This is a genomic window from Sphaerospermopsis sp. FACHB-1194 (assembly GCF_014696235.1).
GTDB classification, from domain to species: Bacteria; Cyanobacteriota; Cyanobacteriia; order Cyanobacteriales; family Nostocaceae; genus Sphaerospermopsis; species Sphaerospermopsis kisseleviana.
In genome coordinates this window covers 56,699-75,169 of sequence record NZ_JACJPU010000008.1, presented here as the reverse complement: position 1 = coordinate 75,169, position 18,471 = coordinate 56,699, and the positions used below count along the sequence as shown (strand labels likewise).

Annotated in this window: 16 protein-coding genes and 1 pseudogene; 7 read left to right on the top strand and 10 right to left on the bottom strand. The window is 38.4% G+C overall.

The window, feature by feature from the left end:
- Positions 1-688 precede the first annotated feature (688 nt).
- Both H6F45_RS07060 and H6F45_RS07055 read right to left on the bottom strand, forming a co-directional pair.
- Entirely contained in the window at positions 689-1,075 is a 387-nt protein-coding gene (locus tag H6F45_RS07060; RefSeq protein ID WP_096570599.1) for a thioredoxin family protein, read from the bottom strand.
- Positions 1,076-1,396: 321 nt separating this feature from the next.
- Entirely contained in the window at positions 1,397-2,113 is a 717-nt protein-coding gene (locus H6F45_RS07055; RefSeq protein WP_190346869.1) for an NnrU family protein, read from the bottom strand.
- Positions 2,114-2,511: 398 nt separating this feature from the next.
- Between H6F45_RS07055 and H6F45_RS07050 the strand changes: the two genes are divergently transcribed.
- From H6F45_RS07050 to H6F45_RS07030, 5 genes and pseudogenes are all read left to right on the top strand, one after another.
- Positions 2,512-3,531 (top strand): LysR family transcriptional regulator, encoded by a 1,020-nt coding sequence (locus tag H6F45_RS07050; RefSeq protein WP_137667102.1) that lies wholly within the window; start codon positions 2,512-2,514, stop codon positions 3,529-3,531.
- Positions 3,532-3,623: 92 nt separating this feature from the next.
- Positions 3,624-5,063, top strand: coding sequence for a serine/threonine-protein kinase (locus H6F45_RS07045; protein WP_190346839.1), 1,440 nt, complete (start codon positions 3,624-3,626; stop codon positions 5,061-5,063).
- A gap of 45 nt (positions 5,064-5,108) precedes the next feature.
- A complete protein-coding gene (locus H6F45_RS26430) occupies positions 5,109-5,357 on the top strand; it encodes a hypothetical protein (RefSeq protein ID WP_190346838.1) in 249 nt (82 codons plus the stop codon).
- A gap of 125 nt (positions 5,358-5,482) precedes the next feature.
- Positions 5,483-6,535 (top strand): ABC transporter substrate-binding protein, encoded by a 1,053-nt coding sequence (locus H6F45_RS07035; RefSeq protein WP_347237716.1) that lies wholly within the window; start codon positions 5,483-5,485, stop codon positions 6,533-6,535.
- Positions 6,532-7,185: pseudogene (locus H6F45_RS07030) on the top strand (substrate-binding domain-containing protein); the annotation flags it as partial. The gene H6F45_RS07035 and the pseudogene H6F45_RS07030, both read left to right, overlap by 4 nt.
- Before the next feature lie 71 nt (positions 7,186-7,256).
- On the opposite strand, the gene H6F45_RS07025 reads toward H6F45_RS07030, so the two are convergent.
- Positions 7,257-7,976: a Crp/Fnr family transcriptional regulator gene (locus H6F45_RS07025; protein WP_096572776.1), complete on the bottom strand. Its 720-nt coding sequence runs from the start codon at positions 7,974-7,976 to the stop codon at positions 7,257-7,259.
- 296 nt (positions 7,977-8,272) lie between these two features.
- On the opposite strand from H6F45_RS07025, the gene H6F45_RS07020 reads away from it, so the two are divergent.
- A complete protein-coding gene (locus H6F45_RS07020; RefSeq protein ID WP_199291090.1) occupies positions 8,273-9,160 on the top strand; it encodes a DALR anticodon-binding domain-containing protein in 888 nt (295 codons plus the stop codon).
- Between the two features lie 570 nt (positions 9,161-9,730).
- On the opposite strand, the gene H6F45_RS07015 is transcribed toward H6F45_RS07020, so the two are convergent.
- Positions 9,731-10,582: a Cof-type HAD-IIB family hydrolase gene (locus H6F45_RS07015; protein WP_190346837.1), complete on the bottom strand. Its 852-nt coding sequence runs from the start codon at positions 10,580-10,582 to the stop codon at positions 9,731-9,733.
- 76 nt (positions 10,583-10,658) lie between these two features.
- Here H6F45_RS07015 and polA point away from each other — a divergent pair, with 76 nt between their 5' ends.
- Positions 10,659-13,634: a DNA polymerase I gene (polA, locus tag H6F45_RS07010; RefSeq protein WP_190346836.1), complete on the top strand. Its 2,976-nt coding sequence runs from the start codon at positions 10,659-10,661 to the stop codon at positions 13,632-13,634.
- 49 nt (positions 13,635-13,683) lie between these two features.
- On the opposite strand, the gene H6F45_RS26425 is transcribed toward polA, so the two are convergent.
- From H6F45_RS26425 to cofH, 6 genes are all read right to left on the bottom strand, one after another.
- Complete coding sequence (locus H6F45_RS26425) at positions 13,684-13,788, bottom strand: hypothetical protein (RefSeq protein ID WP_242052565.1); 105 nt, start codon at positions 13,786-13,788, stop codon at positions 13,684-13,686.
- Between the two features lie 176 nt (positions 13,789-13,964).
- Positions 13,965-14,240: a toxin TumE gene (tumE, locus tag H6F45_RS07005; protein WP_242052564.1), complete on the bottom strand. Its 276-nt coding sequence runs from the start codon at positions 14,238-14,240 to the stop codon at positions 13,965-13,967.
- Positions 14,230-14,460: an antitoxin TumA gene (gene tumA / locus H6F45_RS07000; RefSeq protein ID WP_027401476.1), complete on the bottom strand. Its 231-nt coding sequence runs from the start codon at positions 14,458-14,460 to the stop codon at positions 14,230-14,232. The genes tumE and tumA overlap by 11 nt, the downstream gene beginning before the upstream one ends.
- Before the next feature lie 367 nt (positions 14,461-14,827).
- On the bottom strand, positions 14,828-16,327 hold the full coding sequence (locus H6F45_RS06995; RefSeq protein WP_190346835.1) for a family 10 glycosylhydrolase: 1,500 nt from the start codon (positions 16,325-16,327) through the stop codon (positions 14,828-14,830).
- 392 nt (positions 16,328-16,719) lie between these two features.
- The gene (gene psb27, locus H6F45_RS06990; RefSeq protein ID WP_190346867.1) at positions 16,720-17,118 is read right to left on the bottom strand and encodes a photosystem II protein Psb27; all 399 of its coding nucleotides are present in this window, start codon (positions 17,116-17,118) and stop codon (positions 16,720-16,722) included.
- A gap of 124 nt (positions 17,119-17,242) precedes the next feature.
- A complete protein-coding gene (cofH, locus tag H6F45_RS06985; protein WP_190346834.1) occupies positions 17,243-18,382 on the bottom strand; it encodes a 7,8-didemethyl-8-hydroxy-5-deazariboflavin synthase subunit CofH in 1,140 nt (379 codons plus the stop codon).
- Positions 18,383-18,471 lie beyond the last annotated feature (89 nt).

The window sequence follows — 18,471 nt, the reverse complement described above, 5'->3', positions numbered from 1 at the left end:
ATATTCTTCTTAGGCTAAATTGTCCAGGTCGGAACTCCTAATAATTGTAAGATAACGCCAATAGTCATTAAAAATATAGTCAAGTATTTACAGCTTTCAGAAGATTAGACCTGAAGCACAAGGTTTGCTGAAAAAGTCTTGTCGTGGAGACAGGGTACAGGAAACTCTTAACAGGGAACAGTTTTAGCTATCTGTTGGTAACAAATTTTTGGATTTCTTCAAGCCAAAATGCAGGGTTTTTTAGGTCTCAGCTTCAAAAATCTTGCATTTATTGAAAATTAAAATCGCTAAAACTCTTTTCCACTCCAGGTTTTACATTTATAGAACTTACGCAGAAACCAGGTTTCTTGACGATTGATGCGTAAGTCCAGATTTATTCAGCAAGCCCTAAATATATTCACTTTTTCCGAAAGAAAATATAATAACCCTTCTCAGAATATCTGAGAAGGGTTATTAATTTTGTTAAGTTTGTTAAGGATAATTTAATATTTGAATCATGGAAAAAATTGGGGATGAAGTAATGTTGATATAGGTAAGCTGGCGTTAACAATTGTCGTTGTGACAAGGTAGGAGGCAGGGCAAGAAGAAGCAAGGGGGCAGGGAGCAGGGGGCAGGGAGCAGGGAGCAGGGAGCAGGGGAAAATTATTTGTATTTTCCCAATCACCAATCACCAATCACCAATCACCAATTAAGCAGAGCGGCACTCTAAATCAGGCATGGTTGTTATACTCAAGGTGTTATGGTTAGTCATGCAACTGAGTTGAATTTCTTCCAGTGCTTGACGTAAATCATCTCTGCTGCGGAAACCCTCAAGGCGTTGTCTGATCACACCTTTTTCAATTAGTAGTAAAGTTGGTAGTGATTTGAGACGATAGGTGGTAGATAGCTTGAAATTTTGATCAGCGTTAACCGCTACAAGTTTAATTCCGTTGTCGCACTGAGCTTGAAATTGCAGCAACAATGGGTGAATGATGCGACACAAGCCACACCAAGGAGCCTCGAAATTAACTAACACAGGAATTGGAGATTCTAAAACTTCTTGAGTAAATGTCCGCTCACTGACCGACAACACCATGACGCCTCTTGATTTATAAGGTTTTTATATCAAAGTAACCACCACTGATGTGAGTTGGCAAGTCAGTATCATTAGGAGTTGCTGACAAAAAAGCCAGCGCGATCAAATTCACGGTAGCTTTTTTGATGTTCAACTTCTGATTGCCGTTTCCTCCCGAAGAAAGTCAAGCGACCAGCAAATCCCAATATTCAATCTCAAACCGACTGAGGAAACCCACACTGACAGTTGGTTTATTTCATATTACATTGATTTAGTGGTATTTGATAAGCGGGAATTTTGATGAAATTAGTATTTTATATTGATATTGGGGATCACTTAAAACTACCATGATATGCTACTGGTGGCTACGATTAATAGGGGATGAGACCACCAGAGTAAGGCTACAAAAATGGCAACTCCCAAGTAAGCTGGACGAATAAATTCTTGCCATTTCAGAGCTTGACGACCATCAAAAACTGCTTGAAAGGGAATAATTGAAGTGCGTTGTTTGACTACTTCAAAAGCTTCTCCATAGCGTTTGCTCAAACGGCGATCGCCATGCCAAACTCCAAATAAGTGATGTAGCACTAAACCCAAAGATGTAACAACAGTGAAGGTTGTACCTAGCCACAGAGTATGGGCAATACACCAAATAACTTGACCCACCATTTGCGGATGACGGGTAATACGAATGATACCTGTTTCATAAAGATGGACTTGGGGCTTTTGAATAGCCGCAATTTCTAGTAGATTGAAGGTAGCAGGATATAAAAATAAAAAGGAAATTGCTGATAGTACCCAAACTACTGGTTTCACACCCGGTATATCCTGTACTTGCCACAGTTGCCAACCATCATAACGGTGATTAAAAAAGTAAGTAATTAAGATCACTGCTAAGGGTAAACTAACTAATGCAAACAAAATGCGATACAACCTTGGTCCGATGTATTTTTCAGCCCAAGGACGCAAAGCAGCACCTCCGCTGTGGGCGATCGCAAAAACTAACTGTAACCCCAGCATCACAAGATGACTGCTGGTGAACCAAGGACTAGACATCATAGACACAACTCAATTTCCGATGAAAAATTCAAAATTGAAAATAAAAGCAGCTAATATTGGTAATTATCTTGACTAATAATCACTAGATGGTAAAAGCCAAGACAGTTGATTGCACCCTTAACAGTTTATACACAAGAGGATTTTTTGCAAGATGTTGTGTTAATTTCTTTTTCGGATCACGTTTTTAAATGTCATATTTAAATGTCATAGCAGTTTTCCGGATCATTAGGAGCAGTGTATATTTTGGAATCTTTGTCAAACAAGAGTTTTCCAAAGCTGACTACTGACTACTGACTGCTGACAGCTATTACAATGCCATAAATCATGCCTAGCCCAAAAGCTATAGACCTTGATTTATTTTTAAAGCTGCTCCTTCCCAAGTTTGTGGGTTAAGCCTTATGTCTGACCTTCCTTTCACTTTAGATCAGTTACGCATTCTCAAAGCGATCGCACAAGAAGGGAGCTTCAAACGCGCCGCTGATAGTCTTTACGTCTCTCAACCAGCAGTGAGTTTACAGGTGCAAAATCTGGAACGCCAACTGGATGTCCCCTTATTTGATCGGGGTGGAAGACGCGCTCAGTTAACCGAAGCTGGACATCTACTCCTTAGCTACGGTGAAAAAATTCTCAGTCTGTGTCAAGAAACTTGTCGCGCTATTGAGGATTTACAAAATCTCCAAGGTGGTACTCTAATTGTCGGTGCTTCTCAAACTACTGGTACTTATTTGTTACCGCGGATGATTGGGATGTTTCGTCAAAAATATCCCGATGTGGCGGTACAACTTCACGTCCACTCTACCCGTCGTACCGCTTGGAGTGTAGCTAACGGACAAGTTGATTTAGCTATCATCGGTGGTGAAATTCCCTCTGAACTAGCTGAATCTTTGGACATCGTTCCCTACGCAGAGGATGAACTGGCGCTGATTTTACCTACATTCCATCCCTTTGCTAAACTCGATACCATTCAAAAAGAAGACCTATATAAATTACAATTCATTGCTCTTGACTCCCAATCTACTATCCGCAAAGTCATTGATCAGGTACTAGCACGCTGTGATATTGATACCAGACGTTTTAAATTTGAAATGGAACTAAATTCCATTGAAGCAATTAAAAATGCTGTGCAATCAGGTTTGGGGGCGGCTTTTGTCTCTACTTCGGCGATCGCTAAAGAATTACAAATGGGTGTGCTACACTGTACCCCCATTGAAGGTGTGGTTGTCAAACGCACTCTTTGGTTGATTGTTAATCCTAATCGCTATCGCTCTAAAGCCGCAGAAGCCTTTAGTCAGGAAATTTTACCCCAGTTTGCTACCCCTGGATGGGATGGAGATGCGTTAAAATTATCACAAAAAAATCTGATGTTAAGTACATTAGAAATAGATACATCAACGTCTATTTCATCTGATCCAGAGTAAATTTTTTGTCAGTAGTCAGTAGTCAGTAGTCAAAAGTGTAGATAGCTAATGACTAATGACTAATGACTGGTGACTCATGACTAACAACTAACATGGAAGTTTACTGCACTCGTCCCAACTGCCCCAGGCCAATCAATCATTTCGCGGATTTAGATGATGTTACAACTTTAAAAACAACCCAGCAAAAATACTGCATTAGTTGTGGTATGCCACTACTTTTAGATGGTCGCTATGTACCTACTCAGTTACTGGGTAAGGGAGGTTTTGGTGCCGCTTTTTTGGCACGCGATCGCCGTATTCCGGGAATGCGCTCCTGTGTGGTTAAGCAATTCCAACCTGCTGGGAATTTAACACCTACTCAACTACAACTAGCACAACAACTCTTTGAAAGAGAAGCAGAAGTTTTAGCGCAAATAGGCAATGAACATGAGCAAATTCCTGACTTATTTGCTTTCTTCCCTGTCTCTGTCTCCAGTTTACCACCAGGAAAACAAGAGCAGTTTTTTTACCTCGTTCAAGAATATATTGATGGACAAAATCTAGAAGAAGAATTACTCCAAGAAGGGAAATTTTCAGAAATCGGAGTTACACAAATACTCACGGAAATTCTCCCAGTTCTCACTTTTATCCACGATAAAGGCATTATTCACAGAGATATTAAACCCTCTAATATTATGCGTCGTCGGGATGGTAAATTATTCTTGTTAGATTTTGGTGCTGTAAAACAAGTTGCTAATGTTCCTGGTGCTTCTACTGCTTCTACGGGAATCTATTCTCTGGGTTTTGCACCACCAGAACAAATGTCAGGAAATCAAGTATTTCCTTCTACAGATTTATACGCTTTAGCTGTGACTGTGATTACTTTATTAACAGGAAAGGAAGCTGGTACACTTTTTGATTCCTATACTAATCAGTGGAAATGGCGCACCCAAGCTACTGTTAATGACAACTTAGCTGATATTTTAGACAAAATGCTGCTCCCTGCGGCTAGTCAACGCTTTCAGTCAGCAGCAGAAGTTTTACAAGCTCTTTCTCCACCTGCTCCTAGTGTAATTCCTACAGCTTCACCTCCACAAATACAAACACCTCCATCAGTACCACAGGGACAAAAAATACAACCACATCCATCAACCCAACCTCCAACACCAATACCACCACCACTAAAACCAATTTCACTACAACCAAAATTTGCTACTTGGGAATTATTAGCTGGGGCAGCTTTTAGCGGATTTCAAGGAGCATTAATAGCGATCGCCCTTTTCAGCTTACTCAAAAACCCGATCATCACTATGGCTATTTCTGTTGTGATTTTGAGTGGTTTAATTTTTGCTCAAACTCAACGCTGGTTGGAAAAATTTGACTTATTAATTATCCCCGCAATTACTTTGGCAATTATATTTTTTATCCCCTTTTTACATGGTGGTATTGTTATTCAGAATGTGGTTATTTTAGCATTTGCTTCAGCTTTAATAGCTATTGCGGTAACATCAATATTTCGTTTGATTTATAAATTAATATCTTCAATAATTTAGATAGTTTGGTTTTTCAAAAGTCACTTAAAAACAAAGGAGTCAATTATGTTACAAAAAGAAGTTAAAGTATTACTATTATCCTTATTATTGACAAGCGGTGTACTAGGAATTGGTATATGGTTATTTTTAGGGCGAATTTTGCCAATAACTAGTGTGAACACATTAGAAAATAATCAGAAAAAAACAATAATAATCAATCAGAAACATCAGTTAAAGAAAGGATTAGTTTTGGGGAAAAAATATTTAGGACTGGTGAAGCTTCTGCATTTAAAACAGATGGGGCTAAAGCAATAGCTAATAAAAATTATCAACAAGCGATCGCCAAATTTACAGCATCTTTAAAATTCCAACCCAATGATCCAGAAGCACTAATATATCTGAATAACGCGCGGATTGGATCTAGCAAAAACTATACAATTGTGGCAACAATACCATTAGCCAATAATCCTAATACTGGTACTGGATTAGAAATACTACGAGGTATCGCTCAAGCCCAAGAGGAAATTAATAGTCAAGGAAAAATTAACGGAGCTTACTTAAAAGTCGGCATAGCTAACGATGATGATAAACCAGAAATATCTAAAGAAATTGCTAGTCACTTAGTCAAAAACCCAGAAGTATTAGGTGCAATCTGCTGTAGTAGTAGTAATGCAACATTAACGGCAGGTAAAGTTTATGATTCTGGAAAACTTGTTGCTATTTCCCCTAATAGCAGTTCTGTGAAAATTACCAACTTTAGCCCCTACATTTTTAGAACAGTTCCCAGTCATTTGATAACTACTAGAACCTTAGCAAATTACATGGTGAAAAACTTACAGAAGAAAAAAGCAGCAGTTTTCTTTAATTCTCAAAGTGATTATAGTCAGTCTCTAAAATCAGAGTTTGTTGCCTCTATTTTATTGGAAGGTGGAGAAGTATCTCAAGAATTTGATTTATCCAAAGCCGATTTTAGTGCTGCTTCCAGTGTGAAACAGGCAACTGAACAAGGGGCGCAAGTATTAATGTTAGCCGCTAACACAGGAATTGTAGACAAAGCATTGCAAGTAGTTCAGGTAAATCAACAGCGTCTAAAATTACTGGCTGGTAATGGTGTGTATACACTAAAAACCTTAGAAATTGGTAGAGAACAAGCAGTAGGAATGGTATTAGCAGTTCCCTGGCATATTCAAGGTAATCCCAAATCGGAATTTCCCAAAACATCCCGAAAATTATGGGGTGCTGATGTGAGTTGGCGTACTGCCCTAGCCTATGATGCTACAAAAGCCTTGATTGCTGCCTTAGGAAAAGATCCCACCCGTTCTGGTATTCAAAAAACTCTTGTATCTCCTGGATTTTCTGCTACAGGTGCTGGTGGGGAAATTCGCTTTTTACCATCAGGAGATAGAAACACCTCAGTCCAACTTGTAAAAATAGTCCCTGGTAGTCGATCTCGTACTGGCTATGACTTTGAGCCAATATCACCAAGAAATTAAATCAAGAATTAAACCGCGCTCAACAACGTGGATTCAAACTCAATCAAATTCCTGTAGCGATTGATGGGTTAGCTGTAGCCGTAAACCCGAACCTAAATATCCCAGGATTGACAATAGACCAGCTAAAATCCATCTACACAGGCAAGATTAATAATTGGAATCAAGTGGGTGGACTAAATCTACCAATTAAGGCATTTACACGCCGTGTTAGTGATGGTGGCACCGTTGAACTTTTTGTCCAAGACATTTTGGGTGGTCAAACTTTCAGTTCCCAAGTAGAGTTTGTCTTTACGACCACCCAAGCCTTAAAAAAGGCGGCTGATAGTCCTGGTGGCATCTATTACGCTTCTGCTCCGGAGGTTGTTCCTCAATGTTCTATTAGACCCTTACCTTTGGGACGCACGCCTGGGGAATACATTCCTCCTTATCAAGAACCATTGATTCTCCCTAATCAATGTCCTGAAAAACGGAATCAATTGAACATTCAGGCTTTTCAATCAGGAAAATACCCGATTACCCGGAATCTGTTTGTAGTGGTTAAACAGAATGGTCAAACTGGGGAGCAAGTCGGCGTTGCTTATGCTAACTTACTGCTAACAGAGCAGGGACAGGAACTAATTACCCAAACTGGGTTTGTTAAAATCCGCTGACACCTGCTAGTCATCGCTTCTAAAATTTCCAGAACCAGATTAAACACTTCACTTGGCTTGGTGAAAGTGTTTTAGCTCGCTCTGTTAATTGACTCTGCTGGCAAGCAAATCAGATTATCCCCTTGGGTGAGGATGAGTCCACGTTGACGCAATTTACCCATCAAGCGAGTAACGGTGACGCGGGTAGAACCAATGGCGCTACCAATTTGGGCATGGGTGAGAGGGAAAGGTAGGCAATAGCCGCGAATAACATCGGGATCGGTTTCGCTCATTGCTGGTTCTCCATATTCCTCAATTAACAAGGTGAGGAAACCTAGCAGTCGGTCAATTGTACGTCGTTGTCCTAAAGCACTTAGCCACAATAGCTTGCGCTGATGTTGATATCTAAAGGCATCCATGACTTCACGACGGAAGTGAGGCCAGTTATCCAAATCATGCCAGTACATCCACAGCACCGCAGTTTGGTCAACGTGGGCGTAAGCTTGGAGTGTAAAGGGGGACTGAGCGACGATTTCAAATGGTTGTCCTGCGCCCACAAAACCCAAAAAGGCTTCTTCAGGGGTTCTGTTAATGCGTCGAGATGTTAGCTGGCTGGCAGTAGCACTTACTTGGGCTGTTCCTACCATGCGGATTGCACCTCTCTGCACTAAATACAGCAATCCGGGTCTGGCGGGAATGCGCTCATCTTTGCTGAAGGTGCGGCAGCGGTAGTGTTCTTGCGCCCAGTCAAGAATTCGTTGCCAAGTTAAGAAAGGCCGTGATGCCTCGGAAAAAGAGGATTGAGATTGCATAGTTAACAAAGAGCGTTCGGCTAAAAACAAAGACTAAATAAAAAGGTGCAAGGAGTGTCTTTGTGTTAACAGGGTAGGCTGAACACCCAACAGTGTCAGCCATCCAAAGTGTAGAAAGCGAATTTTGCCCTCTACTCTTTTGTTATACTTCTTACTGTACAATGAGGGTAGTAAAGTTTACTAATCATTCATTGATTATTCACGAAATTTTATCCTACTCTCATTTTTCTTTACTTAGACTAAACTTCTATCTAAAGGTGGATGGAACAGGATAAAATCGTGATAACCGCAAAAGTTTGCTAAATAACTACGTGCAACATTGGCTACTATTTAAGAAGTATACCTCAATTAAACAAATAGTCTATATCCATTTAATAAATTTCCTCAGTGTTTATACCAAGGATGAGAAAATTCTATGGATAAAAAAGGGAAAACTGCCTCTATATCAAGGCACAGATGGTAAAAAAATTTTATATATTTCTAGTGTAGCTTTGCAACTTGCCTCATCTGATAATTCAAAAGTAACAGGTATTATCAGGGCGATTGCTGCTCATTTGGTAGCTTATGGTGAGCTTTTTCACGTTAAAGTTGTTCCTCCTGCTTTGATTCATATAGAACTGATTGATTCTACTTTGGCAGTTTGGTTACATAATCTAACAGTCGGTGAAACTAGCTTAGAAGGAATTGGAGGTGGGGGAGATGGGGAGACGGGAAGATGGCCAGATGGTGAGAATTACAACAATAAATTGTTTAAAATTCAATATGCCCATGCACGCTGCTGTTCATTATTGAGATTAGCTGATCGAGAGGGATTGATTCAACTGATAGATAATAGTACAGAAGTGCTAGGTTTGCTGTCTACCCAACCGATACCCTGGCTAGACTGTGATCAAAAATTGCGTCTTTATCAAGGGGATGAGGTGCGTCTGATGCACCTGTTGGTAAAAATGGTAGATGATTTGGTATTCCCTGATTCTAACACTTCAGTTAATTGGATGACAACTGCACTGAAATTGAGCGAAGCTTTTGAAAGTTTCTGGTGTAATTGTCGCATCTGGGGGGAAGTGAAAATTAATTCATTGGAGTTAGCTCAGGCTAGGTTAGGATTGCTGATTGTTACCCAGTTGGTTTTAAGGTCTGTATTAGAAAGTAAATTGGGAGTTTTTGCGCCTGTGGAGTTGTGATTGGGGACTGTTGACTGGGGAGCGTTGACTGGGGAGAATAAGATATTACTTCTTGCCTCATGACTCCTAACTCCGGTCTGGGCGAAGCATTCGAGCGAAGAATTATTAATTTTGATCACAGGTTATTTTCCTGTAAGGGCGAAGCATTCGAGCGAAGAATTATTAATTTTGATCACAGGTTATTTTCCTGTAAGGGCGAAGCATTCGAGCGAAAAATTATTAATTTTGATCACAGGTTATTTTCCTGTAAGGGCGAAGCATTCGAGCGAAAAATTATTAATTTTGATCACAGGTTATTTTCCGAATGCTTCGCCCCTACGACTCCTGAACTCCTGTGACTGCAATTGAAAAAATTTGACTATAGGTATTGACGCGATCTGTCTCCTGGGATATATTAGCTGGTGTGTGAGGAGCGAACCAGCAAGGACACCGAGACGAAACACGGCCAGTCGTCGGTGTCCTTTCTGATGTTTGGGTAGGATTCAGGATTCAGGAGTCAGGAGTCAGGAGTCAGAAAGTAGGGGAGGAAAGATTTTTCTTAGTCACCAGTCACCAGTCCCCAGTTACCTGTTAAAGTAAGAATTTTTCTATGGCGATCGCTACTCCATCATGTTCTACACTGGCTGTCACCCACGTTGCTATCGCTTGTACTGGTTCTGGTGCGCTTCCCATTGCGACACCTATTCCCGCATATTCCAACATTTCTACATCATTAAAGTTATCCCCAATAGTCATTACTTGACTGCTTTCTATTCCTAACATTTCTTCTGCAAGGTAACGGACAGCAGTACCTTTGTTAACAAAAGGATTTGCTACTTCTAGGAAAGTTGCGACAGAAGTTGTCATGTATAATTCTGCGGGTGTGTATTGTAAACGTAAATCACCCATCATTTTTCTAATCAAATCTACTTTATTACATAAGGCTAAAACCTTAGTCGGGATGTTATCAGTTAATACTTGCCGCAAATCACCCACAGGAAGAGGAATAACACCACAGCGTTGAGAATAGTCTGCTGTATCTGTAGTTATTTCTCGCACGTAGAGTTGATCATTAATATAGAAATGGACTGAAAGGAGCGATCGCCATTGTGGTTGTTCAAAGTAATCTAATAATTGATAAGCAATTTCCTTGGTTACAGTTAAATGACGGTGCAGTTTACCACTATTGGGATCTTGAATCCAAGCACCCTGATAAGCTACCAATGGTAAATTAGACTGAATATCTTGATGAAAGCGCAAAGCTGAACAATACATTCTACCCGTAGCTATAGCTACTTGAATACCTTTAGCTTGGACTGCTTTAATAGCTTGCTGTACAGTGTCACTGACTTGGTTGTCATGGCCAGCGATCGTACCATCTATATCTAGTACCAGTAGCTTAATATCTTTTTTATTTTCAGCCTGATTGTTGATAGATGTCATAAGATGAGCAGATACATTATTTAATAATCGTCCCAGTAAGAGAGTAACAGGCGATCAGCAATAGTTAAAATAGGCTATGTTCCCAAACTCGACTAATTCAGTGATTTCAGATTCTGCAACTACAACCAATCCTACTATTATCCTTGTAGATGGACATTCTTTAGCTTTTCGTTCCTACTTCGCTTTTGCTAAAGGTAGAGATGGCGGGCTGCGTACAAAAACAGGTATTCCTACCAGCGTATGTTTTGGTTTTATTAAATGTTTATTAGAAGTATTAAAAAGCGAAAATCCACAAGCAATAGCAGTAGCGTTTGATTTAGCAGCGCCTACATTTCGCCATGAAGCAGATGATAATTATAAAGCGGGAAGAGCAGAAACACCGGAAGATTTTATTCCCGATGTAGAAAACCTGAATGATTTATTAACAGCTTTAAATATACCGATTATTACACAACCAGGTTATGAAGCAGATGATGTATTAGGAACTTTAGCCGAAAAAGCTGCTGCTGCTGGTTATCGAGTGAAGATTTTATCAGGAGATAGGGATTTATTTCAACTAATTGATGAAAAAAAAGGGATTACAGTTTTAAATTTTAGTCCTGAAGCTTTAAAACGTTCTACCAATAGTATCACGGAATTTCAAGCAGCACAAGTTCAAGAAAAGTTAGGTGTTTTCCCTACACAAATTGTAGATTTTAAAGCCCTTTGCGGGGATAAATCTGATAATATTCCTGGAGTTAAAGGAATTGGGGAAAAAACAGCAGTAAAATTATTAAATACTTATCATTCTTTAGATGAAATTTACGCTAAAATAGATGAAATAACAGGTGCAAATCATCAAAAATTAATTGCAGGTAAAGAAGATGCACTGCATTCTCAATATTTAGCCAAAATAGTTGTAGATGTACCTTTAGAAGTTAATTTAGAAGATTGTCATTTAAAGGGTTTTGATACTGCTAATTTAATTCCCATTTTAGAGAAATTAGAATTTAAGAAATTCTTAGAACAAATCAACGAACTCCAAGCAAAATTCGGGGGAGAAGTTACAGAAACCAAAACCGAAACTATCAAAAATAACCAGATTAATATTGCATCTGAAGAAGATAATGAAGTATGGTTTTTTAGTGCGGAAGATACAGCGAATGCTGAAAAATATCATCATGAAAAAATGCCAATTCGGATTATTGATACAACAGAAAAATTAGAAGAATTAGTGAGCATTTTAGAAAAATGTACTAACCCAGAAAAACCCGTTGCGTGGGATACAGAAACTACAGATTTAGAACCAAGAGATGCAGCTTTAGTAGGAATCGGTTGTTGTTGGGGAACAGGAGAAAATGAAGTTGCTTATATTCCCGTTGGTCATAAAATAGGCAATAGTGGCAATAATTTACAGTTAGATGTAGTATTATCAAAACTACGTCCAATTTTAGAAAATGCAGATTATCCGAAAACATTTCAAAATGCCAAATTTGATAGATTAATTTTCAAATGTCAGGGAATTAATTTAACAGGGGTGGTATTTGATACTATGTTAGCAAGTTATTTGCTAAATCCCGATAATACCCATAATTTAAGTGATTTATCTTTAAGATATTTGGGATTACAACTCACAGAATATAATGATATTGTACCCAAAGCAGGGAAAAAAGAAATACAAAAAACTATTGCTGATATTGGCATAAATACAGTAGCATATTATTGTGGAACTCAAGTTTATGCCACATTTCAATTAGTTGATAAATTGCGAAATGAATTAAATCAAATACCAGCATTAGAGAAATTATTGCTAGAGGTAGAACAACCCCTAGAAACAGTTTTAGCAGAAATGGAATATACAGGGGTGAGAATTAATTCCGGTTATTTACAAGAATTGTCTCAGTTGTTAGAATCAGATTTAGCAGTTTTAGAAACAAAAGCAACAGAAATTGCGGGAGAAACATTTAATTTAGGTTCTCCTAAACAATTGAGTTATATTTTGTTTGATAAACTTGCTTTAAGTACCAAATATTCCCGCAAAATTCAAACTGGTTATTCTACCGATGCTGCAACTTTAGAAAAACTCCAAGAAGTTGATACCACAGGTTTGGTTGATGCGATTATTGAATATCGAACTTTATCAAAATTAAAATCTACCTATGTAGATGCTTTACCAGCATTAGTACATCCCAAAAGTCAACGGTTACATACTGATTTTAATCAAACTGTAACTGCAACAGGTAGGTTATCTTCTTCTAATCCTAATTTACAAAATATTCCCATTCGTACCGCTTTTAGTAGACAAATTAGAAAAGCGTTTTTACCCCAATCTGGTTGGTTAATGGTTGCTGCTGACTATTCACAAATTGAGTTAAGAATTTTAGCACATTTGAGTCAAGAACCTGTATTAATTCAAGCTTATCAAAATAACGAGGATATTCATACAGTAACAGCAAAATTAGTCTTTGAAAAAGATGAAGTGACATCAGAAGAAAGACGTTTTGCGAAAACAATTAATTTTGGTGTAATTTACGGAATGGGTTATTTAAAATTTTCCCGTTCTACAGGTGTGGATAAGAATACTGCAAATGAATTTATTAAGAGATTTAATGAACGATATCCCCAAGTATTTAAATATTTGGAGGGTGTAAAAAAACAAGCTATTTCTCAAGGATATGTAGAAACAATTTTGGGAAGAAGACGTTATTTTGATTTTACTACTAAAACCTTGAAAGAGTTAAGAGGTAGAAATTTAGAAGATATTGATTTGAGTAAGTTGAAAAATTTGGGTGCTTATGATGCGGGGTTATTGCGTTCTGCTGCAAATGCACCAATTCAAGGTTCGAGTGCGGATATTATTAAAATTGCAATGGTTAGAATACATGAAGTTTTAAGAAGATATCAAGCGCGGTTGTTGTTACAGGTACATGATGAATTAGTGTTTGAAGTTCCTCCCCAAGAATGGGAAGAATTGCAATTACAAATTAAGTCGGTGATGGAAAATGCGGTGAGTTTAAGTGTTCCTTTGGTTGTTGATGTGCGTGCGGGTGATAATTGGATGGAGACGAAGTAGTGTTGCAGCCGTAAAACAAATATCTGAACATTATTGCTATATAGTATTCCTACTTTAAAAACTCCATCACTTCTTGTAGAACATCAGCTATATGTGGCTTTTCGCAAGCAATTACATTGCCAAAAAGATGTTTATGGTGGGGGAAACTAGGCAAGTTGGGAAAGTGTGGTGTACTGTCATAACGAAAAATTAGACTATTTTGCTCATCTTGAACCCACCTTCCGCACCCTAAACTGTCACACAACGAAAAATGGTCATTTGGGGATTTGAGATTGGCGATCGCTACCTAAACTTTAGACCATTTTGTATTAAAATTATCCTCAAAGGTCTTCAAAAATCCGAAATTACCGATTGTGACACTGGGGGGTGCGGAATGTGGGCTTGAAAGTGATAGCGGTAATCAACATATTCAATCTGATTATTTACAACAACAAATGCTTCACTAACTGCTAGTAAATATTTAATTGCAAAACGTATTCTAATACGGAGATTAGCACGCTCTGGCGTTAAAATTACCGCACTATACTCCTCAATATATACGTTAGAGCAATTAATTAAAAGTTGCTCAACTTCATCTAAATACCCTTGGATAATTTTACGCGACATCTTGGAGTTTGCTGGTTATTTCTTGGTGTAAAGCTAGATAATGCTGATAATTTCCTGCCCATTCGACAAACACTTCATCATCAGAAGTTTCTCCCTGGCTATATTTGGCAAAAAAATCTTCTGAACTCATTTGGTACTTGATTTCATAAACATTTAACTGTTTGGTAAGGGCAATCAACGCATCTAGTGGAGATGTATATTCGATAACTTGTTTACGCATTTATTTATCTGTTTAATTTAGTTAACTTAATTATAAGAGTTTGTTTGAAAAGTGTCTTATAGTGTATCAAATATCTTTACTACTATTTTACAAAAGGTGAAGGGGTAGCAATGTGATAAAAATGACGGTATACCAATCTTAAAACATTCTCTAAGGACAAAGAAAGCATTTCGTTAATTATACAGACTCTATTTTCCAAAACAAAATTTTAACGCTTCGCTACGCTGAAAAAAGTAAAAAAGAAAAAGTGCAAAGGGAAAAAGAAGAAAAGTATAAAAGGCTACTGAAGAATCCTCCCAACCTCACAGACTACACGAAAACCAATATTTGGGCTATATGATTAATTCCTATTCAAATAGACGTAATATCACTGAGATTTACAAAATTTCCGCTGGCCATCTAGTTCTGGATGTTGCCAAGAATAGGCAAAATGACTAACTGCATTAATTTGAGGTGCAAATCTCCTTAAAGCTGCCATTTGTTGTTCTAAAGATGGACGGCCTGTTATTGGTTCTCCCCATTTACCAGCTAAAGCAGGAATAACTTTTGTACCTGGTTGCGCCATACTTAAAACTCTTTGCAATTGGTCCATAATACAATTAGCATTTCCACAAGTCGCATAGGACATAGGATGCCATTCTAAAGTATTAGGAAATCTATCCCAAGGTTGTAAACGGGAATCATAACCTTTTCCTATTGTTTGATTACCTTCTGGGAAAAATACTACTCCCGCTGGAATATTATTTTGTGTGGCTGGATAACTAGCTAGGGCAACAAAATCTAATATACCTTGCATGGCGTGAGCAACTGCCAAAAGCCATAAATCTGTTTGTAAAATTGGTTGTTTATCGTTTGCTGTGAGTAATGATTTTTCTGCAACTGGAGGAATACGACCTTCCCACATTGGTTCATCTTCTTGGGGATAAAGTTGATCAACTTCTCCTATATCTCCTGCTGTGATGTATCCTTTACTTAAAAACCGGCGAATTAATTCTAGTCCTTTATTATTTTTGGCACGACGCAATAAAGCTTCTTGAATTGCCGGAGTAAATAACCATAAATCGCCAACTTTTGTAGCTATGGAATCAGTTCCAGCTTGTCGGGGATAGCGTACATAGTCTAATAATAAGCCATCAGGACGACGACGCATTATTTCTTGTACCATGCGGTAAAAATCGGTTTTTGCTTGGGTGTTATAGGGGTCTACAAATACTTGGGAACGGTTATCTACAACTTCTATGCTAGTTTGACCTTTTCCATTACGAGCGATCGCATCTTTTCTACTCTCAATTTGACCATAAGTGTAGCCAAAATTTATTGTAAACATCCAAGCATAAACTTTTAATCCTCTTGCTTGTCCTTTTTTAATTCCTTCAGCTAATAAATCGACTTTTTCTTTACCAGGAGTGCGAACTACAGATGGCCAAACTGTGGGATTATTTGCTACTGGTAACAATACCTGTCCATCATAAAATGCTTCTAAATAAACTTGGTTATAGCCACTATTGACTATATGATCCATTATCTGATCAATTGCTCCTGGCTGAGAGTCACAGGGATACAAACGTAACCAGATAGCTTGAGTTTGTGGCCAATTTTGACGGCGACAATTTTGTAATTCTTCTGCGTGTTCTTTGAGGATTCTGTGATAACGACTTTGAGCGTCTTTATTGCCTTTAATGGCTGATAAACGTAGTTCTTCTTTTTGTTTAACTGCTTTTGGTGATAATTGACATAACTCCATTACTTGTGCTGCTGCTGGTTGAGTGCTAAAGTTAGGAATTAACATACTACTGCTAAACAAAACAGCAAATAGACTGCGACGCAATAATCTTGGTGTGGGAAAGTTGAAAGGAGTTTTGTACATATTTCTTAATTAACCTTAATTGATCTATCTTTTGCTAAATTTCTTACTTAATTAATGTATGGCAACAGGAAAAATTTATTTAAGGAGTCGTAGGGGCGAAGCATTCGGACAATAACCTGTGATCAAAATTGATAATTTATCGGCCGAATGCTTCGCCCTTACAGGAAAATTGTGATCACAATTGATAATTTATCACCCGAATGCTGATGCTTCCAGCACGCTTCGCAAACGCTCTTACAGGACAATAACCTGTGATCAAAATTGATAATTTATCGCCTGAATGCTTCGCCCGTATAGGAGAAATATTCATGAATCTAGAGAAATTTTTGCATAAAAAGCAGGCCAAGCCTGCTATTAAGAATATTTGCAAATTATCAACTTTTGCCTAATAATTAACCACCACGGTTAACGACCGCTTCAACACGAGCAAATTCTTGTTCTAGGCGATTTTTCAGCTTTTCAGGTATGGGACGGTTAGGGTAGGAACTGTAATGTCCAGCTAAAGCGTTCAGGGCGGTTCTCATGGTTGTAAAGGAACTCAAGCCAGAAACGGCATTGGATCTTTGATAACGTGCAGAAAAGTCATTGATTTTTTGACGTGCTTCTGCTTGTATTGCTGCTTTATTAGGATCATCTGGTGATAATTCTACGGCTTGTTTTAAGACTTTGACTACGGCCAAGGTGTCTTGACGATAATCTCCGGTTAAGCCGTCTGGACTGCCAGAACAACCCATTAAACCGATGGTGACTACTAAAAGTAGTGCCAGCAGACGCGACCAATAATGCTTCATATCCATTAATTAAATACGTAAATCACAGTCCATCGTATCAGGGAATAGGGGACTGGTGACTGGTGACTGGTGACTGGGTAATGGGTAATTACTTATATTTTTTATTTTTCCCAATCACCAATCCCTAATCACCAATCACCTCATATAAAGTATTCCGTTGTTGATAAGGTCTGTTGAGGGAGGCGATCGCATTTTCCAGGGTTTCTACTTCCATGCACGTACCACCAATAGCCCCGGCCATTGTGGTAATGTGTTCTTCCATCAAAGTACCGCCAATATCGTTACAACCCCAAGTTAAGGCTTCTGTCGCCCCAGCTAACCCTAATTTTACCCAACTTGGTTGATGGTTAGGTATGCAGTTTCCTAAGAATATCCTTGCTACCGCAGTGAGTAAAAGTGCATCTGCTAATACTGGTTGATCTCTTCCTACTCGACGACGTAAGGATTTAGGTGCTTCTTGACCCACAAAGGGTAATAAAATAAATTCTGTAATTTTGGCTGGGTATCCTTTTTCTAAGGCTGTTTGTTGCAGCGATCGCAATTTTTCTAAATGTCCTATTTGCTGTTCCGGTGTTTCAATATGCCCCGATAACATGGTACTCGTAGTTGGTACACCTAATTTGTGCGCTGTACTGACAATTTCTAACCAAGTTGCAGTATCTATTTTTTCAGGACATAATACTTTTCTCACTTGATCATCTAACACCTCGGCTGCTGTTCCTGGCATTGAACCCACACCCGCATCACGTAAAGCTTCTATGACATGAGTATAGGAAATTCCGTCAACTCTAGCAATAAACTGGATTTCCTGGGGCGAAAAGGCGTGTAAATGTAGCTGGGGAAACTCTTGTTTAATGGTTTCTACCAATTTAATGTAATAAGGTAAGGATTTACCGTTAATTTGTGCTTGTGGGTTTAATCCCCCTTGCATACAGATTTCTGTAGCCCCTCGACGCACTGCATCTGTAGATTTTTCTAAAATCTGCGCCCAATCTAACCAGTAAGCATCCGTATCACCATCATCCCTTCTGAATGCACAAAAACTACAGTGCTGTTCACAAATGTTAGTAAAATTAATGTTACGGTTGATTACGTAAGTAACAGTCTCACCAGCTTGTTTTTGTCGCAGTTTGTCAGCAGTTTCCCGAATAGTATTTACAGATTCCTGGTCAGTTTGGTTTAATAAAACTACTGCCTCAGATGGTGATATATTAAACCCTAGCAAGGAACACTCAAGAATAGAATCCAAGGTTATATTAGTCACAGCTATTTAAAATTTTATTAATGTATGAATGGAATGAATTAAAAGCTAACTTACTATTTTAATGCTTTGGCTATATGTTAAATTGGTTT